The organism is Flavobacterium sp. 3HN19-14 (genome assembly GCF_051373205.1).
In the GTDB taxonomy this organism is placed as follows: domain Bacteria; phylum Bacteroidota; class Bacteroidia; order Flavobacteriales; family Flavobacteriaceae; genus Flavobacterium.
On the sequence record NZ_JBPPZT010000001.1, the window covers coordinates 1,490,981 to 1,515,426 of the forward strand.

At 45.9% G+C, this 24,446-nt stretch carries 25 protein-coding genes and 5 pseudogenes; all 30 read left to right on the forward strand.

Translation table 11 applies throughout. The features are described from left to right. Window positions 1-66: 66 nt before the first annotated feature. Window positions 67-300, forward strand: a pseudogene (locus tag ACSLFW_RS07895) (Ig-like domain-containing protein); the annotation flags it as partial. 74 nt (window positions 301-374) lie between these two features. Further along, a pseudogene (locus tag ACSLFW_RS07900) lies at window positions 375-650 on the forward strand (Ig-like domain-containing protein); the annotation flags it as partial. A gap of 32 nt (window positions 651-682) precedes the next feature. Next, on the forward strand, window positions 683-1,192 hold the full coding sequence (locus tag ACSLFW_RS07905) for a cadherin-like domain-containing protein (RefSeq protein WP_436555313.1): 510 nt from the start codon (window positions 683-685) through the stop codon (window positions 1,190-1,192). Next, window positions 1,095-1,502 carry a hypothetical protein gene (locus ACSLFW_RS07910; RefSeq protein ID WP_436555314.1) on the forward strand — a complete coding sequence of 136 codons (408 nt, stop codon included), beginning with the start codon at window positions 1,095-1,097 and terminating at the stop codon, window positions 1,500-1,502. The genes ACSLFW_RS07905 and ACSLFW_RS07910 overlap by 98 nt, the downstream gene beginning before the upstream one ends. Then, a complete protein-coding gene (locus ACSLFW_RS07915; protein ID WP_436555315.1) occupies window positions 1,384-1,680 on the forward strand; it encodes an Ig-like domain-containing protein in 297 nt (98 codons plus the stop codon). Before ACSLFW_RS07910 ends, ACSLFW_RS07915 begins: the two co-directional genes overlap by 119 nt. Before the next feature lie 14 nt (window positions 1,681-1,694). Further along, a complete protein-coding gene (locus tag ACSLFW_RS07920; RefSeq protein ID WP_436557395.1) occupies window positions 1,695-2,102 on the forward strand; it encodes an Ig-like domain-containing protein in 408 nt (135 codons plus the stop codon). Between the two features lie 41 nt (window positions 2,103-2,143). Further along, complete coding sequence (locus tag ACSLFW_RS07925) at window positions 2,144-2,410, forward strand: hypothetical protein (RefSeq protein ID WP_436557396.1); 267 nt, start codon at window positions 2,144-2,146, stop codon at window positions 2,408-2,410. Then, a pseudogene (locus tag ACSLFW_RS07930) lies at window positions 2,299-2,757 on the forward strand (Ig-like domain-containing protein); the annotation flags it as partial. The gene ACSLFW_RS07925 and the pseudogene ACSLFW_RS07930, both read left to right, overlap by 112 nt. An 89-nt stretch (window positions 2,758-2,846) precedes the next feature. After that, window positions 2,847-3,080 (forward strand): annotated as a pseudogene (locus tag ACSLFW_RS07935) (Ig-like domain-containing protein); the annotation flags it as partial. 74 nt (window positions 3,081-3,154) lie between these two features. After that, on the forward strand, window positions 3,155-3,334 hold the full coding sequence (locus ACSLFW_RS07940; RefSeq protein ID WP_436555316.1) for an Ig-like domain-containing protein: 180 nt from the start codon (window positions 3,155-3,157) through the stop codon (window positions 3,332-3,334). Then, window positions 3,331-3,840 carry an Ig-like domain-containing protein gene (locus ACSLFW_RS07945; RefSeq protein ID WP_436555317.1) on the forward strand — a complete coding sequence of 170 codons (510 nt, stop codon included), beginning with the start codon at window positions 3,331-3,333 and terminating at the stop codon, window positions 3,838-3,840. The genes ACSLFW_RS07940 and ACSLFW_RS07945 overlap by 4 nt, the downstream gene beginning before the upstream one ends. 11 nt (window positions 3,841-3,851) lie before the next feature. Next, window positions 3,852-4,259 (forward strand): annotated as a pseudogene (locus ACSLFW_RS07950) (Ig-like domain-containing protein); the annotation flags it as partial. A 6-nt stretch (window positions 4,260-4,265) separates the two neighbouring features. Then, window positions 4,266-5,699, forward strand: a complete 1,434-nt coding sequence (locus ACSLFW_RS07955) for an Ig-like domain-containing protein (protein WP_436557397.1) — start codon at window positions 4,266-4,268, stop codon at window positions 5,697-5,699. Between the two features lie 2 nt (window positions 5,700-5,701). Then, entirely contained in the window at window positions 5,702-7,069 is a 1,368-nt protein-coding gene (locus tag ACSLFW_RS07960) for an Ig-like domain-containing protein (protein WP_436555318.1), read from the forward strand. A gap of 152 nt (window positions 7,070-7,221) precedes the next feature. Next, window positions 7,222-7,611: an Ig-like domain-containing protein gene (locus ACSLFW_RS07965; RefSeq protein WP_436555319.1), complete on the forward strand. Its 390-nt coding sequence runs from the start codon at window positions 7,222-7,224 to the stop codon at window positions 7,609-7,611. Continuing rightward, window positions 7,608-7,898 carry an Ig-like domain-containing protein gene (locus tag ACSLFW_RS07970; protein ID WP_436555320.1) on the forward strand — a complete coding sequence of 97 codons (291 nt, stop codon included), beginning with the start codon at window positions 7,608-7,610 and terminating at the stop codon, window positions 7,896-7,898. The genes ACSLFW_RS07965 and ACSLFW_RS07970 overlap by 4 nt, the downstream gene beginning before the upstream one ends. A 40-nt stretch (window positions 7,899-7,938) precedes the next feature. Next, window positions 7,939-8,433 carry an Ig-like domain-containing protein gene (locus ACSLFW_RS07975; RefSeq protein WP_436555321.1) on the forward strand — a complete coding sequence of 165 codons (495 nt, stop codon included), beginning with the start codon at window positions 7,939-7,941 and terminating at the stop codon, window positions 8,431-8,433. Then, the gene (locus tag ACSLFW_RS07980; RefSeq protein ID WP_436555322.1) at window positions 8,390-9,550 is read left to right on the forward strand and encodes an Ig-like domain-containing protein; all 1,161 of its coding nucleotides are present in this window, start codon (window positions 8,390-8,392) and stop codon (window positions 9,548-9,550) included. Before ACSLFW_RS07975 ends, ACSLFW_RS07980 begins: the two co-directional genes overlap by 44 nt. Beyond that, window positions 9,456-12,125 carry a beta strand repeat-containing protein gene (locus tag ACSLFW_RS07985; protein ID WP_436555323.1) on the forward strand — a complete coding sequence of 890 codons (2,670 nt, stop codon included), beginning with the start codon at window positions 9,456-9,458 and terminating at the stop codon, window positions 12,123-12,125. The genes ACSLFW_RS07980 and ACSLFW_RS07985 overlap by 95 nt, the downstream gene beginning before the upstream one ends. Further along, on the forward strand, window positions 12,091-14,400 hold the full coding sequence (locus tag ACSLFW_RS07990; protein WP_436555324.1) for a beta strand repeat-containing protein: 2,310 nt from the start codon (window positions 12,091-12,093) through the stop codon (window positions 14,398-14,400). Before ACSLFW_RS07985 ends, ACSLFW_RS07990 begins: the two co-directional genes overlap by 35 nt. 11 nt (window positions 14,401-14,411) lie before the next feature. After that, complete coding sequence (locus ACSLFW_RS07995) at window positions 14,412-15,269, forward strand: hypothetical protein (RefSeq protein ID WP_436555325.1); 858 nt, start codon at window positions 14,412-14,414, stop codon at window positions 15,267-15,269. Next, window positions 15,217-18,273: a beta strand repeat-containing protein gene (locus tag ACSLFW_RS08000; RefSeq protein ID WP_436555326.1), complete on the forward strand. Its 3,057-nt coding sequence runs from the start codon at window positions 15,217-15,219 to the stop codon at window positions 18,271-18,273. The genes ACSLFW_RS07995 and ACSLFW_RS08000 overlap by 53 nt, the downstream gene beginning before the upstream one ends. A 76-nt stretch (window positions 18,274-18,349) precedes the next feature. Next, the gene (locus tag ACSLFW_RS08005) at window positions 18,350-19,417 is read left to right on the forward strand and encodes a DUF7507 domain-containing protein (protein WP_436557398.1); all 1,068 of its coding nucleotides are present in this window, start codon (window positions 18,350-18,352) and stop codon (window positions 19,415-19,417) included. Window positions 19,418-19,461: 44 nt separating this feature from the next. Further along, entirely contained in the window at window positions 19,462-20,379 is a 918-nt protein-coding gene (locus ACSLFW_RS08010) for a PorP/SprF family type IX secretion system membrane protein (protein ID WP_436555327.1), read from the forward strand. A gap of 12 nt (window positions 20,380-20,391) precedes the next feature. Beyond that, on the forward strand, window positions 20,392-21,687 hold the full coding sequence (locus ACSLFW_RS08015; protein ID WP_436555328.1) for a hypothetical protein: 1,296 nt from the start codon (window positions 20,392-20,394) through the stop codon (window positions 21,685-21,687). 19 nt (window positions 21,688-21,706) lie between these two features. Continuing rightward, window positions 21,707-21,991, forward strand: a complete 285-nt coding sequence (locus tag ACSLFW_RS08020; protein WP_436555329.1) for a carboxypeptidase-like regulatory domain-containing protein — start codon at window positions 21,707-21,709, stop codon at window positions 21,989-21,991. After that, a complete protein-coding gene (locus tag ACSLFW_RS08025; RefSeq protein ID WP_436555330.1) occupies window positions 21,960-22,310 on the forward strand; it encodes an OmpA family protein in 351 nt (116 codons plus the stop codon). The genes ACSLFW_RS08020 and ACSLFW_RS08025 overlap by 32 nt, the downstream gene beginning before the upstream one ends. Before the next feature lie 158 nt (window positions 22,311-22,468). Beyond that, entirely contained in the window at window positions 22,469-22,888 is a 420-nt protein-coding gene (locus ACSLFW_RS08030) for a tetratricopeptide repeat protein (RefSeq protein WP_436555331.1), read from the forward strand. A gap of 196 nt (window positions 22,889-23,084) precedes the next feature. After that, the gene (locus tag ACSLFW_RS08035; protein ID WP_436555332.1) at window positions 23,085-23,579 is read left to right on the forward strand and encodes a hypothetical protein; all 495 of its coding nucleotides are present in this window, start codon (window positions 23,085-23,087) and stop codon (window positions 23,577-23,579) included. Between the two features lie 181 nt (window positions 23,580-23,760). Then, a complete protein-coding gene (locus ACSLFW_RS08040; RefSeq protein ID WP_436555333.1) occupies window positions 23,761-24,423 on the forward strand; it encodes an OmpA family protein in 663 nt (220 codons plus the stop codon). The last annotated feature ends 23 nt before the right edge of the window (window positions 24,424-24,446 follow it).

A 24,446-nucleotide genomic window follows, 5' to 3' on the forward strand; every position in this document is an offset into this window, starting at 1 on the left:
CCTTGAGGATACGCCTGTCACCGTTAATGTGCTTGTGAACGACAGCTTCGGCGGGGACGGCCGGGTGTGGGCACTATCTCTGTTACCCAGGGCGCGAACGGCACCGTTACGGTCAACGACAACGGTACGCCTAACGACCCTACGGACGATACGGTTACCTATACCCCGAATGCGAACTTCTTCGGATCGGACAGCTTCACCTATACCATCACCGATGCCTCCGGGGATACGGCCACCGCTACGGTGAACGTGACGATCAACCCTGATACTACCGATGTACCGGCTGCGGTGAACGACCTTGCCACGACCCTTGAGGATACGCCTGTCACCGTTAATGTGCTTGTGAACGACAGCTTCGGCGGGGACGGCCGGATGTGGGCACTATCTCTGTTACCCAGGGCGCAAACGGCACTGTTACCGTTAACGACAACGGTACGCCTAACGACCCTACGGACGATACGGTTACCTATACCCCGAATGCGAACTTCTTCGGATCGGACAGCTTCACCTATACCATCACCGATGCCTCCGGGGATACGGCCACCGCTACGGTGAACGTGACGATCAACCCTGATACTACCGATGTACCGGCTGCGGTGAATGACCTTGCCACAACCCTTGAGGATACGCCTGTCACCGTCAATGTGCTTGTGAACGACAGCTTCGGCGGGGACGGCCGGGTGTGGGCACCATCTCTGTTACCCAGGGCGCGAACGGCACCGTTACGGTCAACGACAACGGTACGCCTAACGACCCTACGGACGATACGGTTACCTATACCCCGAATGCGAACTTCTTCGGATCGGACAGCTTCACCTATACCATCACCGATGCCTCCGGGGATACGGCCACCGCTACGGTGAACGTGACGATCAACCCTGATACTACCGATGTACCGGCTGCGGTGAACGACCTTGCCACGACCCTTGAGGATACGCCTGTCACCGTCAATGTGCTTGTGAACGACAGCTTCGGCGGGGACGGCCGGGTGTGGGCACCATCTCTGTTACCCAGGGCGCAAACGGCACCGTTACGGTCAACGACAACGGTACGCCTAACGACCCTACGGACGAGAACGGTTACCTATACCCCGAATGCGAACTTCTTCGGATCGGACAAGCTTTACCTATACCATCACCGATGCCTCCGGGGATACGGCCACCGCTACGGTGAACGTGACGATCAACCCTGATACTACCGATGTACCGGCTGCGGTGAATGACCTTGCCACGACCCTTGAGGATACGCCTGTCACCGTTAATGTGCTTGTGAACGACAGCTTCGGCGGGGATGGCCGGGTGTGGGCACTATCTCTGTTACCCAGGGCGCGAACGGCACCGTTACGGTCAACGACAACGGTACGCCTGAACGACCCTACGGACGATGAACGGTCACCTATACCCGAATGCGAACTTCTTCGGATCGGACAGCTTCACCTATACCATCACCGATGCCTCCGGGGATACGGCCACCGCTACGGTGAACGTGACGATCAACCCTGATACTACCGATGTACCGGCTGCGGTGAACGACCTTGCCACGACCCTTGAGGATACGCCTGTCACCGTCAATGTGCTTGTGAACGACAGCTTCGGCGGGGACGGCCTGGGTGCTGGGCACCATCTCTGTTACCCAGGGCGCAAACGGCACCGTTACGGTCAACGACAACGGTACGCCTAACGACCCTACGGACGATAACGGTTACCTATACCCCGAATGCGAACTTCTTCGGATCGGACAGCTTCACCTATACCATCACCGATGCCTCCGGGGATACGGCCACCGCTACGGTGAACGTGACGATCAACCCTGATACTACCGATGTACCGGCTGCGGTGAACGACCTTGCCACGACCCTTGAGGATACGCCTGTCACCGTCAATGTGCTTGTGAACGACAGCTTCGGCGGGGACGGCCCGGGTGTGGGCACCATCTCTGTTACCCAGGGCGCGAACGGCACCGTTACGGTCAACGACAACGGTACGCCTAACGACCCTACGGACGATACGGTTACCTATACCCCGAATGCGAACTTCTTCGGATCGGACAGCTTCACCTATACCATCACCGATGCCTCCGGGATACGGCCACCGCTACGGTGAACGTGACGATCAACCCTGATACTACCGATGTACCGGCTGCGGTGAATGACCTTGCCACGACCCTTGAGGATACGCCTGTCACCGTTAATGTGCTTGTGAACGACAGCTTCGGCGGGGACGGCCGGGTGTGGGCACTATCTCTGTTACCCAGGGCGCGAACGGCACCGTTACCGTTAACGACAACGGTACGCCTAACGACCCTACGGACGATACGGTTACCTATACCCCGAATGCGAACTTCTTCGGATCGGACAGCTTTACCTATACCATCACCGATGCCTCCGGGGATACGGCCACCGCTACGGTGAACGTGACGATCAACCCTGATACTACCGATGTACCGGCTGCGGTGAATGACCTTGCCACGACCCTTGAGGATACGCCTGTCACCGTTAATGTGCTTGTGAACGACAGCTTCGGCGGGGACGGCCCGGGTGTGGGCACTATCTCTGTTACCCAGGGCGCAAACGGCACCGTTACGGTCAACGACAACGGTACGCCTAACGACCCTACGGACGATACGGTTACCTATACCCCGAATGCGAACTTCTTCGGATCGGACAGCTTCACCTATACCATCACCGATGCCTCCGGGGATACGGCCACCGCTACGGTGAACGTGACGATCAACCCTGATACTACCGATGTACCGGCTGCGGTGAATGACCTTGCCACGACCCTTGAGGATACGCCTGTCACCGTTAATGTGCTTGTGAACGACAGCTTCGGCGGGGACGGCCTGGTGTGGGCACCATCTCTGTTACCCAGGGCGCAAACGGCACTGTTACCGTTAACGACAACGGTACGCCTAACGACCCTACGGACGATACGGTTACCTATACCCCGAATGCGAACTTCTTCGGATCGGACAGCTTCACCTATACCATCACCGATGCCTCCGGGGATACGGCCACCGCTACGGTGAACGTGACGATCAACCCTGATACTACCGATGTACCGGCTGCGGTGAATGACCTTGCCACGACCCTTGAGGATACGCCTGTCACCGTCAATGTGCTTGTGAACGACAGCTTCGGCGGGGACGGCCGGGTGTGGGCACTATCTCTGTTACCCAGGGCGCGAACGGCACCGTTACGGTCAACGACAACGGTACGCCTAACGACCCTACGGACGATACGGTTACCTATACCCCGAATGCGAACTTCTTCGGATCGGACAGCTTCACCTATACCATCACCGATGCCTCCGGGATACGGCCACCGCTACGGTGAACGTGACGATCAACCCTGATACTACCGATGTACCGGCTGCGGTGAATGACCTTGCCACGACCCTTGAGGATACGCCTGTCACCGTCAATGTGCTTGTGAACGACAGCTTCGGCGGGGACGGCCGGGTGTGGGCACCATCTCTGTTACCCAGGGCGCAAACGGCACCGTTACGGTCAACGACAACGGTACGCCTAACGACCCTACGGACGATAACGGTTACCTATACCCCGAATGCGAACTTCTTCGGATCGGACAGCTTCACCTATACCATCACCGATGCCTCCGGGGATACGGCCACCGCTACGGTGAACGTGACGATCAACCCTGATACTACCGATGTACCGGCTGCGGTGAACGACCTTGCCACGACCCTTGAGGATACGCCTGTCACCGTTAATGTGCTTGTGAACGACAGCTTCGGCGGGGACGGCCCGGGTGTGGGCACTATCTCTCGTTACCCAGGGCGCAAACGGCACCGTTACGGTCAACGACAACGGTACGCCTAACGACCCTACGGACGATAACGGTTACCTATACCCCGAATGCGAACTTCTTCGGATCGGACAGCTTCACCTATACCATCACCGATGCCTCCGGGGATACGGCCACCGCTACGGTGAACGTGACGATCAACCCTGATACTACCGATGTACCGGCTGCGGTGAACGACCTTGCCACGACCCTTGAGGATACGCCTGTCACCGTTAATGTGCTTGTGAACGACAGCTTCGGCGGGGACTGCCCGGGTGTGGGCACTATCTCTGTTACCCAGGGCGCAAACGGCACCGTTACGGTCAACGACAACGGTACGCCTAACGACCCTACGGACGATACGGTTACCTATACCCCGAATGCGAACTTCTTCGGATCGGACAGCTTCACCTATACCATCACCGATGCCTCCGGGGATACGGCCACCGCTACGGTGAACGTGACGATCAACCCTGATATCACGGGCGATTTCCCAATTGCGGTTAACGATACGACCTTAACGGGCGAAGGTTTCCCAATTATTGTGAGTGTATTGAATAACGATACGTTTGGTGGCAACGGTTCGTCAAATGGACGAATTACCGTTCTGCCTGCAGCCAATGGTGCGACTACAGTCAACAACAACGGAACGCCTAACGATCCGACAGATGATACAATTACGTATACGCCAAACCCTAATTTCAATGGTACAGATACATTTACATACACAATTACTGACGCAAACGGACAAACTTCAACTGCGACAGTTACAGTTACAGTAACTCCGGATAATCCGTCTAATGATCCACCATTTGCAGTTGATGATTCGGAAACTACGAATGAAGATGTAGCAGTTGTAATCACTGTGCTTGTAAATGATGATTTCGGCGGAGACGGTCGTGGTATCGGACCAATTACTGTGACACAAGGTGCTCACGGTACCGTTACGGTAAATACGAATGGAACTCCTTTCGATCCAAAAGACGACACTGTTACATACACGCCAAATGCAAATTATCATGGCAATGATACCTTCACTTATACAATCGCTGACAGTGACGGTCAAACTTCTACTGCAACAGTAAGCATAACGATTATTCCTGATAATCCAATATTTGATACGCCAACTGCATCGGCAGATATTGCAGCGGTACAAGAAGATTCTTCTATAACAATCGCTGTAACATTGAACGATAATTTCGGTGGAGACGGAACTTCTTCGACACCTATCGTTATCGCATCACAACCAGCACATGGTGTAGCAACGTTGAACACCAATGGTACGCCAAATGATCCGACGGACGATACGATAACTTATACGCCAAACCCTAATTATCATGGTATTGATAGTTTTACTTATACCATTGCTGATGCTGACGGACAAACGTCGACAGCTTTGGTTACGATAACAGTAACACCTGATAATAACGGTATTGATATGCCATCGGCAGTTGATGATGCGGTTTTCACACTTGAAGATACGCCGTTAGTTGTACTTGTACTTAACAATGACCTCTTCGGTGGAGATGGCCCGTCTGTGGGTACTATCCAAGTCACACAACCGGCTAATGGAACTGTTGTAGTCAATAACAACGGTACACCATTCGATCCGACAGACGATACAGTACTTTATACGCCTAATCCTAATTTCCACGGTACGGATACATTTACTTATACTATCGCAGATTCTGATGGGCAGACTTCAACGGCTACGGTTACTGTAACAGTAGATCCAGATGATGTTATTGTTGATATGCCTGTTGCGAATAACGATGCTACGGGAGTATTGGAAAATAACCCTAAAGTAATCAACGTACTTGCAAATGACAACTTCGGTGGAGATGGACCTGGTGCTAGCCAATTACGGTTACACAACCCGCTAACGGAAGTGTAGTCGTGAATAACGGAGGCACTCCGAACGATCCGACAGACGATACAGTAACTTATATGCCTAATACGGATTTCCACGGCACAGATACATTTACGTATACTATTTCTGATTCCGACGGACAAACCTCTACAGCTACCGTAACGGTGACTGTAAGTGCGGATGATCCGGGTATTGACATGCCACACGCTGTTGATGATACCGCTAACGGAACAGAAGACATTGCAATCACAATTCCTGTTCTTGGTAATGACGACTTCGGTGGCGACGGAGCGGGGACCTGCTCGATTACTGCAACACAGCCAGCAAATGGCTCGGTAACAGTTAATAACAACGGAACTCCGAATAATCCTATAGATGATACAATAATCTATACGCCAAATCCAAATTTCCACGGTACAGATACGTTTACTTATACCATTGCTGATTCTGATGGACAAACGTCAACTGCAACAGTAACAGTTATTGTAGCCCCTGGTGATCCGGGAGAGGATTTCCCAATTGCCAATAACGATTCGGCTATAACAGGTGAGGATACTCCGAAAACTATCAATGTACTTGTGAATGATACTTTTGGTGGCGACGGACCTTCTACAGGTGCTATTGTAATTGCGTCGAATCCGATTCATGGAAATGTAACTGTTAATACTAACGGTACACCAAATAATCCTTCAGACGATACGGTAACTTATACACCGAATGCGAACTATCACGGAACTGATACTTTCAGTTATACGATTGCAGATTCAGACGGACAAACTTCGACTGCAATTGTGACAATAGTAATTGACGCCGATAATCCGATTAACGATCCGCCTTTAGCCGTGAATGACAATGCATCTACTCCGGAAGATGTTTCGGTTGATATCCCTGTACTTGCAAATGATGATTTCGGTGGAGACTGGCCAAACTCGGGAACAATTACTGCAACACAACCAGCTCATGGTGTGGCGGTAGTATTGAACCACGGAACGCTCAATGATCCGACAGACGATACAATTACTTACATTCCGAACGCTGACTATCACGGTACTGATACATTCACGTATACGATTACAGATGCAGACGGACAGACTTCGACAGCTACTGTAACTGTAACCGTTGGTGCGGATGATCCGATTAAAGATATGCCGATCGCCAATAGCGATACTTACTCGACTTTAGAGGACAATCCGATAATACTTACTGTATTGAACAACGATACTTTCGGTGGAGACGGACCTGAAGTAGGGGCAATCATCATTGCTACTAATCCGGCACATGGTGTTGCTGTAGTGAATACTAACGGTACACCTAATGATCCAACGGATGATACAATTACGTATACTCCGGCTGCGAACTACCACGGTTCCAGATACTTTCACTTATACAATTAGTGATTTAGATGGTCAGACTTCAACGGCTACAGTAAATATTGCCGTTATCCCTGGCGATCCAATCGAAGATACGCCGACTGCGAATGATGACAGTGTCACTATCACTGAAGGCAACAACGTGAATATTCAAGTGCTGGCGAATGATAATTTCGGTGGCGACGGTCTATTCAAATGGTGCAATTTTCGTAGCAACGACTCCGACAAACGGAATTGCTACAGTAAACCTTAACGGTACACCGAACGATCCTACAGATGATTTCATTACTTATATCCCTAACCCGGGTTATCACGGTAATGACAGCTTCACGTATACTATCGAAGATGCTGACGGACAGACCGCTACGGCCACAGTATTTATCTTAGTGAACCCGAACGATCCTGGTATCAACACGCCATTAGCGCTTAATGATAGTGAAACGACTCCTGAAGACGTTGCTGTTATCATCAATGTACTGGTTAATGATAATTTTGGACTTGACGGGCAGCTTCAACAGGTGCGATCACTGTTGCTTCACAACCTGTACATGGTACGGCTACTGTGAATACAAATGGTACGCCTAATGATCCGACAGATGATACGATTACGTATACACCAAGTCCGAACTACCATGGTAATGATACATTCAATTATACGATTGCTGACTCTGACGGGCAAACCGCTACAGCTTCAGTAAGTATTATCATTACTGCGGATCCTGATTTTGTTGATACACCGACTGCTCAGAACGATACTGCAACTACTATAGAGGATATTGCGATCAATATTCCTGTATTGATTAACGATACTTTCGGTGGAGACGGGCACCTTCAACAGGTGCAATCTCAGTGACTACAGGTCACTTTACATGGAACTGCAGTTGTTGATACGCATGGAACTCCGAACAATCCGACTGACGATACAATCTTGTATACGCCAACTACCGACTATAACGGTTCCAGATTCTTTCACATATACCATTACAGATGCTGACGGACAAACTTCAACAGCTACTGTAAACATTACTGTTAATCCGAATGACCCAGGTATCAATACACCAACTGCTGCGAACGATTTCGTTACTGCACATGAAGACGTAGCTATTGTCATTCCGGTATTGGTAAATGATTTATTCGGTGGAGACGGCCCATCAAATAGCGCTATTGTAATCGCTTCAGCTCCATCAAATGGTACTGCAGTTGTAAATGACAACGGCACGCCGAATAATCCGACTGACGATACGATTACCTATACACCGTTCCCGAATTTCCACGGTAATGATATCTTTACTTATACCATCGCCGATGCTGACGGACAAACGTCAACTGCGACTGTACTCGTAAATGTTGTTGCAGATCCGGATATTGCTGACGGAACCTACAGCTAATGACGATACTGCGACAGTACAGGAAGATTCTTCAGTAACAGTGCCAGTATTAATAAATGATTTATTCGGTGGAGACTGGTCGATTCCCTGTCCGATCTTCGTTGCAACTTCACCATCTAATGGTACTGCACTGGTAAATAACGGCGGTACGCCAAACAACCCGCTTGATGATACAATCGTTTATACGCCAAACCATGATTTCCATGGTACTGACAGCTTCACTTACACAATACTTGATGCTGACGGACAACCTGCTACGGCAACGGTTACAATTACTGTAACCCCGGATAATCCAATATTTGATACGCCTACAGCGAATAATGATGTGGCAAGCACACTTGAGGATACTCCTGTGTTGATTCCGGTATTAGTAAATGATTTATTTGGAGGCGATGGCCCTTCGGCAACAGCTATTGTTGTAGCAACGCAGCCTGCAAATGGTGTTGTTACTTTAAATGATGGCGGAACTCCGAACTATCCGGTTGACGATACGTTCACTTATACACCGAACCTGAATTTCCACGGAACGGATGTATTTACGTATACAATCGCTGATTCAGATGGACAGACTTCAACCGCTACAGTAACCGTAACAGTGATTTCTGACCCAACTGGTGATGTTCCTTCTGCTGTAAATGATACCAGAACAACAGACGAAGATGTTGCGATTTCTATCGATGTATTGACGAACGATGATTTTGGCGGAGACGGCCATAGTACAGGTGCAATCATTGTAGCAACACAGCCAGCTAACGGTACAGCTGTACTTAACAACAATGGTACACCGAATAACCCGGCCGATGATACGATTCTGTATACACCGAATCCGAATTATTTTGGTAATGACAGTTTTACTTATACCATCACAGATGCTGACGGACAAACATCTACAGCTACAGTAACGATTACTGTAAATCCTATAAATGATTTGCCGGTAGCTGTTGATGATCCGAATACTGTTATTGCGGAAGATTCTGCAGGCGTTACAATTGCGGTTCTGGCTAATGATAACTTCAATGGCGATGAGCACTTCAACAACTGTTCCTGTGTCAATTGCTGTTCAGGCAGCCAACGGAACTGCGACTGTAAATACAAACGGTACGCCATCACAAGCTGACGATACAATCACTTATGTTCCTAATGCTGACTTTAATGGTACAGATACTTTCTCTTATACCATTACAGACAGCAACGGAGATACATCAACAGCTGTAGTAACAATTACAGTAACCCCTGTAAATGACCTTCCGCTTGCGGCAAATGACTCGACATTTACAAATGAAGACATTCCGGTTACAATCACGGTAATGGGTAATGACACTTTTGGTGGAGATGGTCCTGCAGCGACAGATCCTGTAACAATAGGAACGGCTCCGTTGCATGGTGCGGTTGTGGTCAATCCAGATAATACGATTACGTATACACCTGCTGCAAATTACAACGGAAATGACAGTTTCACTTATACGATCACTGATAGTAACGGAGATACTTCGACTGCTACTGTAACGATTGTGATTAATCCTGTTAATGATGTACCATTGGCGGCTAATGATACTGTTTCATTGCCGATGAATACTAATACAGTAATTGCTGTTTTGGCGAATGATACCTTCGGTGGAGACTGGCCAAACTTTGGTTCTATCATCGTTGCTTCACAACCATCTAACGGAATTGCTACATTAAATACAAACGGTACGCCAACGAATCCTACAGATGATACGATTACATATACACCAACGACTGGATATTTTGGCAATGACAGTTTCACTTATATCATTATTGATGCTAATGGAGATACATCAACAGCGACAGTATTTATTACTGTAACTGGTCAAAATGCAATTGTTGCTGCAGATGATGTAAACCCAACAACAATCATCAGTAACATTGGAAATACAAATGCCTTCAACGTATTGAGTAATGATACCATTAATGGTGTTGCTGTTCTTGCTTCACAAGTTAACATCAGCTTGACAAGCGTACTGCCAACTGGAATTTCATTCAGTACTGCTACAGGTGTTGTTGGAGTTGCTCCGGGAACTCCGGCGGGTGTTTATACTTTCACATATTCAATTTGTGAAGTATCTAATCCGACAAATTGTGATCCTGCAACAGTTACTATAACTGTACAAGCTGCTAATACAATCATCGCTAACAATGATACCCCAGCTCCGGTCAACGGTGCAACGGGAGGCACTGCGGTGAACGTTCTTGACAACGATACATTAAATGGCGTTGCTGTAACTCCATCACAGGTGACCATTACGGCTACGACGCCAGTACCAGCGGGCATCACATTCGATACTGCAACAGGAGTCGTTACCGTTCAGCCTAACACACCGGCGGGAACCTATACATTCGATTACTCGATATGTGAGGTATTGAACCCTACTAACTGTGATACCGGAACTGTAACTGTTGTGGTTAGCGCTCCGGCTATCATCGCCAACAACGATACCCCAGCTCCGGTCAACGGTGCAACGGGAGGCACTGCGGTGAACGTCCTTGACAACGATACATTGAATGGCGTTCCAGTTGCACCATCACAGGTGACCATTACGGCTACGACGCCAGTACCTGCGGGCATCACATTCGATACTGCAACAGGAATCGTTACCGTACAGCCTAACACACCGGCAGGAAGCTATATATTCGATTACTCGATCTGTGAGGTATTGAACCCTACTAATTGTGATACCGGAACTGTAACTGTTGTGGTTAACGCTCCGGCTATCATCGCCAACAACGATACCCCAGCTCCGGTCAACGGTGCAACGGGAGGCACTGCGGTGAACGTCCTTGACAACGATACATTGAATGGCGTTCCAGTGGCACCATCACAGGTGACCATTACGGCTACGACGCCAGTACCAGCGGGCATCACATTCGATACTGCAACAGGAGTCGTTACCGTACAGCCTAACACACCGGCGGGAACCTATACATTCGATTACTCGATCTGTGAGGTATTGAACCCTACTAACTGTGATACTGGAACTGTTACGGTAGTAGTTACCCCACCTGCGATTATCGCCAACAACGATACGCCTGCGCCGGTCAACGGATTGACAGGTGGTACAGCTGTGAATGTCCTTGACAACGATACATTGAATGGCGTTGCGGTGGCACCATCACAGGTGACCATTACGGCTACGACGCCAGTACCTGCGGGCATCACATTCGATACTGCGACAGGAATCGTTACCGTTCAGCCTAACACACCGGCGGGAACCTATACATTCGATTACTCGATCTGTGAGGTATTGAACCCTACTAATTGCGATACTGGAACTGTAACTGTTGTGGTGAATGCTCCGGCTATCATCGCCAACAACGATACCCCGGCTCCGGTCAATGGTGCAACGGGAGGCACTGCAGTTAACGTTCTTGACAACGATACATTGAATGGAGTTGCTGTAACTCCATCACAGGTGACCATTACGGCTACGACACCAGTACCTGCGGGCATCACATTCGATACTGCAACAGGAATCGTTACCGTACAGCCTAACACACCTGTGGGAACCTATACATTCGATTACTCGATCTGTGAGGTATTGAACCCTACTAATTGCGATACTGGAACTGTAACTGTTGTGGTTACACCACCTGCGATTATCGCTAATGTTGACAACCCTGCTCCTGTAAATGGTGCTGATGGTAATCCTGGCACTGATCAATGTGTTGGATAATGATACGCTCAACGGAAATCCGGTGACACCATCACAGGTGACCATTACCACAGGAACACTTCCTCCGGGAATCACTGTCGATACGGCTACAGGTGTTGTCGGTGTTGCTCCGGGTACTCCGGCAGGAACATATCCTGTAACCTACACGATTTGTGAAGTGATCAACCCAACGAACTGTTCTACAAATACGATCAATGTTGTAGTTACCGCACCTGCGATTGTCGCAAATGTTGACAACCCTGCTCCTGTAAATGGGGCTGATGGTAATCCTACACTGATTAATGTATTGAATAACGATACGCTCAACGGAAATCCGGTGACGCCATCACAGGTAATCATTACCACAGGAACACTTCCACCGGGCATCACTGTAAATACCAATACCGGTGTAGTTAGTGTAGCTCCGGGTACACCGGCAGGAACATATCCTGTAACTTACACGATTTGTGAAGTGATCAACCCAACGAACTGTTCTACAAATACGATCAATGTTGTAGTTACCGCACCTGCGATTATCGCTAATGTTGACAATCCTGCTCCTGTAAATGGGGCTGATGGTAATCCTGCACTGATCAATGTGTTGGATAATGATACACTCAACGGAAATCCGGTGACACCATCACAGGTGACCATTACGACAGGAACGCTTCCTCCAGGAATCACTGTCGATACGGCTACAGGTGTTGTCGGTGTTGCTCCGGGTACTCCAGCCGGAACATACCCAGTGACCTACACAATCTGTGAGGTTATCAATCCGACGAACTGTTCAACAAGTACAATCAATATAGTGATTAACCCACCTGCGATTGTCGCAAATGTTGACAATCCTGCTCCTGTAAATGGGGCTGATGGTAATCCTGCACTGATTAATGTATTGGATAACGATACGCTCAACGGAAATCCGGTGACGCCATCACAGGTAACCATTACCACAGGAACACTTCCACCGGGCATCACTGTAAATACTAATACAGGTGTAGTTAGTATAGCTCCGGGTACTCCGGCAGGAACATATCCTGTAACTTACACGATTTGTGAAGTGATCAACCCAACGAACTGTTCTACAAATACGATCAATATTGTCATTACGGCTCCAATTATCGATGCTGTAAACGATATCAGTGCTTCTGCCGTAAATACATTCAATGGTGGAGTGGCGATTGCAAATATTTTCGCAAATGATACTCTGAATGGGGCACAAGTAATTCCATCGGCAGTCAACCTTACAACAATCGGAATGCCTGCAGGAATCAGTATCAATCCGGCTACCGGAGCGGTAGTAGTTGAACCGGATACTCCGGCTGGGTCTTACACATTCCTATACACTATTTGTGAGGTTGTAAATCCGACGAATTGTGATACAGCATTTATAACTGTATTAGTTAACGGTGCTTCAACAATAAACGCGGTTGATGATGCTGCTCCGGCTACAATTATAAGCAATACTGGCGGAACAGCAATTACGAATATTTATGGAAATGATACGCTGAACCTTGCACCATTTACACCGGCTACAGTCAATCTCACCTACACATCTCCGGTTGCGGGTATTACAATTAACCCTGCAACTGGTGCTGTGAATGTTGCACCGGGTACTGTTCCTGAAACATACAGTTTCCCTTATACAATTTGTGAGGTGGCGCACCCAGGCAACTGTGACACAGCGACAATTACATTGACGATAATTTCGCCAATTGATGCTGTAGATGATGATATTACTGGGCAGCCAATAGTAAGCAGTGGCTCAGTGACAACTGCGATATTAAATGTATTCACTAATGATACGCTTAACGCGGCGTTCGTGAACCCAACCGATGTCACATTGACACTTGTTACAGCAGATCCAGCCAATTCAATTACTTTGAACCCTGATGGAACAGTTGATTTGGCTGCCAATACGCCGGCAGGTACGTATAATCTTACATACTCAATCTGTGAGATAGCTAATCCGGGTAACTGTGATACGGCTTTGGTAAGTGTAACTGTAATTTCACCAATCAATGCTGAAGATGATGCAAACACAACCCCAATCTTCAATAACGTTGGAGGAGTTGCTATTGCAAATATCTATGGAAATGATACATTGAACGGCACTTCATTGGCTACTACACCTGCACTCGTGAACCTTACTTACGGAGCGCTTCCGACAGGTATAACTATCGATGCTGCTACTGGTGCTGTGAATGTTGCCCCTGAACAGCTGCCTGTCCGTACAGTATTCCTTACACTATCTGTGAGGTTGCCCATCCGACTAACTGTGACGGTGCAATCATAACGTTTACTGTAATGGCGCCTATTGATGCTATCGTTGATAATAATCCAACACCGATAAGCAGTGTTGCCGGAGGTGTTGCGATAGCGAACATCTACGCAAATGATACATTAAACGGTTCTTCACTGGCAGCTACACCGGCACTCGTGAACCTTACCTACGGAACACTTCCTGCGGGTATCACAATCGATGCCGCTACAGGCGCTGTGAATGTCGCTCCTGGAGCAGCTTCAGGTTCATACAGTATTCCTTACACAATCTGTGAGGTTGCTATACCAACTAACTGTGATTCGGCTACGATAACATTTACGGTATTCGCACAAATCGTTGCGTCTAATGATACGGCGCCATTCCCTGTTAGCACATTTAATGGTGGAACTGCAATTGCCAACATCTACACGAACGATACGCTGAATGGAGTTTCGTTAGGAACTACACCATCACTTGTAAACCTTACTTACGGAGCTCTTCCAACAGGTATTTCGATTGATGCCGCTACAGGTGCTGTGAATGTTGCTCCGAATACTCCTGTAGGTGTTTACACATTCCCTTACACAATTTGTGAAGTGGCCAGCCCGTCTAATTGTGACAACGCAATTATCACGCTTACTGTGGAAGATACACACACTATTGTGGCTGAAGATGATGCAAACACAACCCCAATCTTCAATAACGTTGGAGGAGTTGCTATTGCAAACATCTATGGGAATGATTCATTGAACGGCACTTCATTGGCTACTACACCGGCACTGGTGAACCTTACTTACGGAGCGCTTCCGACAGGTATTACCATCGATGCTGCTACTGGTGCTGTGAACGTTGCCCCTGGAACAGCGGCTTGTCCTGTACAGCATTCCTTACACCATCTGTGAGGTTGTCCATCCGACTAACTGTGACGGTGCAATCATAACGTTTACTGTAATGGCGCCGATTGATGCTATCGTTGATAATAATCCAACACCGATAAGCAGTGTTGCCGGAGGTGTTGCGATAGCGAACATCTACGCAAATGACACATTAAACGGTTCTTCACTGGCTGCTACACCGGCACTCGTGAACCTTACCTACGGAACACTTCCTGCAGGTATCACAATTGATGCCGCTACAGGCGCTGTGAATGTCGCTCCTGGAACAGCTTCAGGTTCATACAGTATTCCTTACACAATCTGTGAAGTGGCTATACCAACTAACTGTGATTCGGCTACGATAACATTTACGGTATTCGCACCGATAGATGCTGTTGACGATATAACGCCAACTACATCGGGCACACAAGTTGTGAGCACATTCAACGGTGGGGTAGCAATTGACAATATTTATGCAAATGATACACTTAACGGTGTTTCGTTCTCAACTACACCGTCACTTGTAAATCTAACTTACGGAACACTTCCAACAGGTATTTCAATTAATGCCGCTACAGGTGCTGTGAATGTTGCTCCGAATACCCCGATAGGTGTTTACACATTCCCTTATACAATCTGTGAGGTGGCTAATCCGTTGAATTGTGATACTGCAATGATTACTGTTATTGTTGAGGATACACATACGATTGATGCTGTTAACGATAACAATCCAACTCCAATCTTCAATAACGTTGGAGGAGTTGCTATTGCAAATATCTACGGAAATGATTCATTGAACGGCACTTCATTGGCTACTACACCTGCACTCGTGAACCTTACTTACGGAGCGCTTCCGACCGGTATTACCATCGATGCTGCTACTGGCGCTGTGAACGTTGCCCCTGGAACAGCTGCCTGTCCGTACAGCATTCCTTACACAATCTGTGAGGTTGCTCATCCGACGAACTGTGACAGTGCTACCATAACGTTTACTGTTATAGCTCCAATCGTAGCTGTTAATGATACAGCCGGAACTTTCACAAGTAGCCCTGTAGAAATGCCTGCGGTATTGAATGTATTCACGAATGATACGCTTAATGACCTTCCGGTTAACCCTGCAGCTGTAATACTGACTGTTGTAACACCGGATCCTGATGGATACATAACATTGAATCCTGATGGAACGGTTGACTTGGCTCCGAATGCACCAACAGGTGCTTATACAATCACTTATTCAATCTGTGAAGTGGCAAATCCTACGAACTGTGATACTGCTTTGGTTACCGTAACAGTAATCGCTCCAATCGTTGCGGTTGATGATAACGCAGGGCCTTTTGTAAGCAGTAGTTTAGTGATGACGGGAGTATTGAATGTATTTACAAACGATACGCTTAATAGTCTTCCGGTTGATCCTTCAGATGTAATTCTGACAGTGGTTACGCCTAATGCCGGTGGATACATCACACTAAACCCTAACGGAACAGTAGATGTTACCGCTGGAACACCAGCCGGAGTTTACACGCTCACTTATTCAATCTGTGAAATTGCAAGCCCGACAAACTGTGATACAGCTATTGTTACCGTAACTATTACAGCTCCAGTTATCGATGCTGTCGATGATACGGTTCCGACTACTGCCAATACAGCTGTTGTTTATACATTAACTGGAGGAACAGCTGTTGCTAACCTTTATGCAAATGATACGTTAAACAACGCTTCGTTAGCAACAACGCCTGGACTTGTGAACCTTACTTACGGAACGCTTCCAACTGGTATCACCATTAACGCAGCGACCGGAGCAGTAAATGTTGCACCTGGAACTCCTGTAGGAACCTACACATTCCCTTATACCATCTGTCAGGTATTGAACCCGACAAACTGTGATACGGCCTTGATAACTGTGATAGTTGTTAGTGCACCGCAAATCGGTTTGGTTAAAACAGGGGTTTATGTCGATAATAATCTAAATGGAGTGGTTGATTTGGGAGATACGGTATCGTATACCTTTGCTGTAACAAATACTGGCGGGGTTACTTTGTCGAACTTATCGCTTTCGGATCCATTAATCGGTATTGATTCTTCTTCAGAAATTCAGTTCGTTAATAGTGCCAACGTAATAGTTACTTCAGTTGCTCCGGGCGAAACCGTTACCACCATTGCATCATGGGATTTGACCCAGGCGCAAATCAACTCCGGTCAAGCTATCAATACAGCAACTATCGAAGGAACTGCTCCTGGTAACATCACTGTAAGCGATACATCTGACGATAATAGTCCGCTTCCGGGTAATGATGACGTGACGATTACGCCGCTTATTATCAAAAAACAAATCGGACTTGTGAAAACCGGTGTATATGTTGACGCCAACAATAACGGGGTACTTGATCTTGGCGACAGTGTTGATTATACTTTCACTGTCAAAAATACAGGTAACACAACTGTATCTAATATCATTGTGACTGACCCAATGTTAGGATTAGGCACTATTACGCTTGATGTCACAACATTGGCTCCTGGTGCAATTGCTACAAGCGACGTAATGCACTATGCAATCACTCAGGTGAATATTACAAATTGCCAGGTGGTTAATACTGCATCTGCAACTGCATTCGGTCCTGGTGATACCACTACGCCTAGCATTAGTGACATCTCCGATAACGACAGTTACGAGCTGAACAGCAGTGATCCAACGGTTACGGCGCTTCCTTGTTCAACTTTGGCACCACAAATCGGTCTCGTAAAAGCTGGTGTCTATTTTGACTTCAACGGAAATGGAATTGTTGATGCAGGTGATACTATCAATTACACATTCACTGTTACTAACACTGGAACGGTTCCGGTAAGTAATCTAGTGATTAATGACCCAATGCTTATACCATCAACGTATAATGTTGTGCCAACGACTCTCAACCCGGGCATAACTGTTACAGTACCGGCTTCTTACACAATAACTCAAGCCAACATCAATACTGGCTTTGTTATCAATATTGCGACAATCAGTGGTACACTAACCTGGAGGTACAAGCGTTAGTGATACTTCGGATAACAACAGCAATCAGCCAGGCAACGACGATCCGACGATTACGCCGCTTACGCAGAATCCGTCGATTGAGTTGATTAAGCATGGTGTGCTGAATGCAGCTACAGGTATCATCACATATACCTTTGATGTAAGGAATACTGGTAACATTACATTGTATAACCTGAGTATCAATGACCCATTGATTACAAATGGTACTGATGTTGCAGTTACTAATCCTGCAAACCTGGTATTGGCTCCTGGCCAACTGGCAATCGGAGTGTTATCATTAACTTATCCTGTCACTGCTGCAGATTACGAAGCAGGAATGGTAATCAATACCGCTACCGTATCAGCTGATCCTGACAACGATCCGACAACGACTACACCGCCGATTAAAGATGTATCAGATAGTGACGACCCATTGTTGCCGGGTAATGATGATCCTACAGTTGTGTACTTGAATGCCAGTTCAATCACCATCCTGAAAACCGGTTACTTTGAGGATAACAACCATGACGGTTTTGCCTCACCAGGTGAAACGATAAGGTTCGACTTTACTGTTCACAACACTGGTCATACAACATTATTTGATGTGACTGTTGAAGATACGTACATCGACGGCGTTGAGGTGTTTGGTGAGCCGATAACATTGGCTGCTGGTGAATTTGCTCCGGATGGTCACTTCTACGGTATCTACCACATCACTCAGGCAGATATCGATGCGGGCTCTGTAACCAACCAGGCTTCTGTAAGAGGTTATACTTCCAGCGGACAATTGGCTGCAGAGGATGCTTCCGATAACCTTGATCCGTTGCTCGACAACCCTACAGTTGTAGACTTGGTTGATGGATGTACGATAAAAGTTTATAACTTAGTATCGCCAAACGGAGATGGCTATTACGATTCGTTATACATTCAGGGAATCTCATGTTACCCTGACAATACGGTTGAAATCTACAACCGTTGGGGTGTACTGGTTTATGAAACCAAAGGATACGATAACGAGAATAATTCTTTCAAAGGATTCTCCGAAGGAAGAGTAACGATAGACAAATCTTCCGCATTGCCAGAAGGTACTTATTACTGGGTAATCAGGTACAAATCGGATAACGATACGAAAGAGAAAGCAGGATTCTTACATTTAACCCGATAAAATTAATTCCGGAAGCGCAAACTTCCCGGATTAAAAACTATAATATGAGAACAAAATTTGTATTTTTTGCCTTGATGTTGATGAGTGGCGTTTATGCTCAGCAAGACGCACAGTTTACACAATATATGTACAATACCATTAACGTCAACCCCGCATATGCAGGTTCAAGAGGAGTGATGAGTGCATTTTTGCTGCATCGCACGCAATGGGTAGGGCTTGACGGCGCGCCGGTTACGAACACTTTCTCAATTCATACGCCTATAGAAAACAGTAAAATCGGGTTAGGGCTTTCGATAATCAATGACAGGATTGGTATTTCGGATGAAAATAATATTTCTGCCGACATCTCTTATTCTATCAAAACTTCAGAAGACTGGAAACTTTCCTTCGGGTTTAAAGCAACTGCGAGTTTGCTAAGTGTTGACTTTAGCAGATTGACGCTTAGAAATCCGGGTGATTATGCTATCAGCCAGCAGGACAATATCGATAATCGTTTTACACCCAATATCGGTGCCGGTATTTATTATCATTCTGACAAGATGTATTTCGGGTTGTCAGTTCCTAATTTTTTGGAAACCAGGCATTATGAAGACAATACAAGTTCAGTGGCAAGCGAAAAAATGCACTTTTATTTCATCGCCGGACGCGTTTTCGATTTGAGTGAAAGCGTAAAATTTAAACCAGCATTATTGACCAAACTCGTTAAAGGTGCGCCACTTCAGGTTGATGTTTCAGGTAATTTCCTTATCAACGAGAAATTCACAGTTGGTTTGGCTTACAGATGGAGTGCGGCGTTCAGCGCTTTGGCAGGATTCCAGGTTAGTGATTCATGGTACATTGGTTACGGCTATGATCTTGAAACTACTAAGCTGGCCAACTACAATTCTGGATCGCACGAAATATTCCTGAGATACGAATTGTTCAAAAACTATACAAAAGTTATATCTCCAAGATTCTTCTAACATCCTACTATCATGAGAAAACAAGTATTATTTATTCTGGTATTGGTGAATTTGGGCATGATAAACGCCTATTCACAATCAGGATCGCTGAAAAAAGCTGGGAAGAAGTATGATAATTATGCTTATATAGACGCAATCAAGATATATGAAACCATTGCCGCGAAAGGATATAAGGACGAAAAAATGTTCCAGAAATTAGGCAATTCGTATTATTTTAACTCTGAGTTTGATAAAGCAGAAGCGGCTTACACCGAGCTATTCAACATGAATCCGAACCAGAATCAGGAATACATCTTTCGTTATGCGCAATCGCTAAAGTCGGTTGGAAAATATACAGAAGCCGACGCGATGATGACCAAATTCAATGAAAAAGCAGGTACTGACAAAAGAGCCATACTTTTTGTTGATAACCGAAATTATCTCGATGTAATCAAAACCAACTCAAAACGTTTTTATATCGAGGATGCTGGAATCAACTCAGAATATTCAGATTACGGAAGTTCGATGATAGGCAACCAGCTTATTTTCGCTACAGCACGTGATACAGGAAATTTCGCCAAAAGACGCCACAAATGGAACAACAAAGCTTTTACAAACCTTTACGGTGCAGAAGTGCAACAGGATTTTGATGCCGCTTTAGGGAAGCCAAAAAAATTCTCTTCAACGCTCAATACCAAATTCCATGAGTCAACCCCGGTTTTTACAAAAGACGGCAAGACCATGTATTTTACGCGCAACAATTACAATAAAGGAAAAGAAAGACATGATCGCTACATGGTCATCAGGCTTAAGATTTTCAAAGCGACTCTCGAAGACGGAAAATGGACGAATATTACCGAACTTCCTTTCGACAGTGACGAATACAACACCGCGCACCCAACTTTAAGTGCCGATGAAAAAACAATGTACTTTGCCTCTGATATGCCCGGTTCTTATGGTGATTCAGATTTGTATAAAGTGGAAATTAATGATGACGGCTCATTCGGAGCCCCAACCAATCTTGGCACAACAATCAACACGCCCGGGAAGGAAACTTTTCCTTATGTAACAGATGAAAATGAACTGTATTTTGCCTCTGATGGCCACCCTGGTTTGGGTGGATTGGATGTTTTTGTAACGAAAATCAAAAAGGATGGCTTTTTTAGCAATATACAGAATTTAGGGCAGCCGCTCAATTCGCGTAAAGATGATTTTGCTTTTCTTATTGATACAAAAACAAGTGACTGGATATTTCACATCCAATCGCGATGGTGGAAAAGGCTTCGACGATATCTACAAATTCACAGAGTTACGAAAACTAAACTGTGAACAAACACTTGAAGGTGTTGTGACAGATTCTGAAAGCAACTTGCCGATCGCCGGAGCACAAGTCGTTTTGTATGATAACGATATGGAAAAACTCAGGACTGTTGATACTGACAGTGAAGGGCACTATAATTTAGGTACTGTAGATTGCGATACCAAATACCGCATCCGCGCTGATAAAACCGATTATGAGACTAATGAGTTGCCATATACGGTTCCGAAGACTACCGGAAACACCTATTTACCACTCATGCTGAAAAAGCGTATTGTTAAGATTGAAGAAGGAACAGATTCTGGCCCGTCCTGATGTGCTTGATATTCCAACAATCTACTTCAACCTTGATAAATCATTTATCCGTAAGGATGCAGCCTTCGAACTCGAAAAAGTATTGGCTGTAATGAACCAGTACCCGACCATGAAAATCGATGTTCGTTCGCATACAGACAGCCGCCAGACACATAAATACAATCAGGCGCTTTCTGACAGAAGGGCGAAATCTACGATTGCTTGGCTTGTCAAAACGGAATCGACCCGAGCAGGCTTACAGGCCGTGGTTATGGCGAATCGCAACTGGTCAACAAATGTGCCGATGGTGTACCTTGTACCGAAGCGGAACACCAGATGAACAGACGAAGCCAGTTTATCGTCGTTGAATTTTAATCAACGCAACTGACATGGTTAAGATTCTGATTTTTAATGGTCAACAACTGTTAAAAATCAGAATTTGACTTTTAAAATGAATGTGATTATTGATTTTTGCATTCCTAAAATTTACGGAACGTTATGAAAAATAAAATAATATTCGTTATCGCACTTGTGATTTTTTCAGGGAACGCTTTTTCGCAAAAAGGCGAAGTAGATCGCGCCAACAAAAAGTATGACGATTATTCTTATATCGACGCAATCGCTATTTATGAAAAAGTGGCAAGGCAAGGTTATAAATCTGTTGATCTTTTTGAAAGATTGGGAAATGCTTACTATTTCAATTCAGAATTCAGGAAAGCGGTTTTATGGTATGCAGAATTAATGGATTTGCATCAGGAAATCGAACCGGAATATTACTATCGCTACGCGCAATCGCTTAAAACAAGCGGCGCTTATGAAAAGGCAGATGAATATATGAAGATTTTTGCTGAAAAATCTGCTAATGATGTCCGTGGGAAAATTTTCACTAATAATACTGATTATCTTGAAAAAATCTGACGCAATTCCGGGCGTTTCAACGTAATTGATGCAGGTATCAATTCTACTTTATCTGATTACGGAACTGCTTTTTTCGGAAGCCAACTGGTTTTTACTACAGCACGCGATACCGGAGGCGTCATCAGCAGAAAATTAAAATCTAACCAATCAGGCCTTTTCCAATTTATACACTTCAGAAGTAAAAGTTGATGGAACTATGGCGCCGCCGGAAAAATTTACCAAAAACCTGAATTCAAAATTCAACGAGTCGTCTGCAATTTTTACGGCCGACGGTAAAACGATGTATTTTACACGCAATAATTATAACAATGGCAAGAAGGGCAAAGACGACAAAAATGCCATTTTGCTGAAACTCTACAAATCAACTTTTGATGGTGCTTACTGGAGCGATGCCGAAGAATTACCTTTTAACAGCGACCAGTACAGTACGGCACATCCGGCTTTAAGTTCGGACGAGCGGACTTTATATTTCGCTTCAGACATGCCCGGCACTTTTGGTCAATCTGACTTGTATAAAGTTGCGGTTTATACAGATGGTAGTTTTGGAAAACCTGTAAATTTAGGCCTGGAATCAATACAGAAGGCAAGGAAACTTTTCCGTTTGTCTCAAATGAATATGATCTGTATTTCGCTTCGGATGGTCATCCGGGATTGGGCGGACTTGATGTTTTTGTTTCTAAAATTGATGTAAATACCGGAAGTCCTGTGAAATTGAAAATGTCGGTGAGCCAATAAATTCAAGATTTGACGATTTTGCATTCCTGATTGATACACAAAGCCGCAATGGTTTTTTCAGTTCCAACAGACCGGAAGGAAAAGGCTCTGATGATATCTACAGATTTACCGAAACCAGAAAACTTGCTTGTGAGCAAATGATTGCCGGAAATGTCATCGACAAGGAAACGGGTGAGCTTTTGGGTAATGCACAAGTTACGCTCTTCGATGCGAAAATGAACCCGATTGATGAAATGTATGCCAGCGAACAAGGCTATTACAGTTTTAAAGTGCCTTGCAGCGCCAAATACCATGTGCGTGCGGCCAAACCAAAATATGAAGGCAATGAACTCAGCATTGATGTGCCGGGCGAAACAGGTTCAACTACACTAAACTTGCCGTTATCAAGAACTTTGATTCCATTTAAAAAAGGTGATGATGTCGCACCGAAACTCGGTATAAAAATGATTTATTTCGATTTGGATAAGTCAGATATCCGACCGGAAGCTGCAGTAGAATTGCAAAAAATTTCCAACCTCATGCAACTTTATCCAAGTATGAAAATCGATATCAGGTCGCATACAGACAGCCGCCAAACCGCTAAATACAACAGGAAACTTTCTGATGCAAGAGCTAAATCAACAATGAGATGGCTGATCGGGACAGGAATTTCTGCCGACAGGCTTACAGCAAAAGGATATGGCGAATCACAGCTCGTTAACAAATGTGCCGATGGTGTCGATTGTACTGAAGAAGAGCACCAGCAAAACAGAAGAAGCGAATTTATCATCACAGAAATCGGCGAAAAATATAAAAAGTAAACTTTTGCGAAAGCTTTTATTTT

Bases quoted from the DNA above. Each gene is read 5' to 3' on its own strand.
- ACSLFW_RS07910 (WP_436555314.1), top strand. From the start codon at position 1,095: ATGCGAACTTCTTCGGATCGGACAAGCTTTACCTATACCATCACCGAT.
- ACSLFW_RS07915 (WP_436555315.1), top strand. From the start codon at position 1,384: ATGAACGGTCACCTATACCCGAATGCGAACTTCTTCGGATCGGACAGC.
- ACSLFW_RS07975 (WP_436555321.1), top strand. From the start codon at position 7,939: ATGGAACTCCGAACAATCCGACTGACGATACAATCTTGTATACGCCAA.
- ACSLFW_RS07980 (WP_436555322.1), top strand. From the start codon at position 8,390: ATGTTGTTGCAGATCCGGATATTGCTGACGGAACCTACAGCTAATGAC.
- ACSLFW_RS07985 (WP_436555323.1), top strand. From the start codon at position 9,456: ATGAGCACTTCAACAACTGTTCCTGTGTCAATTGCTGTTCAGGCAGCC.
- ACSLFW_RS07990 (WP_436555324.1), top strand. From the start codon at position 12,091: ATGGTAATCCTGGCACTGATCAATGTGTTGGATAATGATACGCTCAAC.
- ACSLFW_RS07995 (WP_436555325.1), top strand. From the start codon at position 14,412: ATGGCGCCTATTGATGCTATCGTTGATAATAATCCAACACCGATAAGC.
- ACSLFW_RS08010 (WP_436555327.1), top strand. From the start codon at position 19,462: ATGAGAACAAAATTTGTATTTTTTGCCTTGATGTTGATGAGTGGCGTT.
- ACSLFW_RS08015 (WP_436555328.1), top strand. From the start codon at position 20,392: ATGAGAAAACAAGTATTATTTATTCTGGTATTGGTGAATTTGGGCATG.
- ACSLFW_RS08030 (WP_436555331.1), top strand. From the start codon at position 22,469: ATGAAAAATAAAATAATATTCGTTATCGCACTTGTGATTTTTTCAGGG.
- ACSLFW_RS08035 (WP_436555332.1), top strand. From the start codon at position 23,085: ATGGCGCCGCCGGAAAAATTTACCAAAAACCTGAATTCAAAATTCAAC.
- ACSLFW_RS08040 (WP_436555333.1), top strand. From the start codon at position 23,761: ATGATTGCCGGAAATGTCATCGACAAGGAAACGGGTGAGCTTTTGGGT.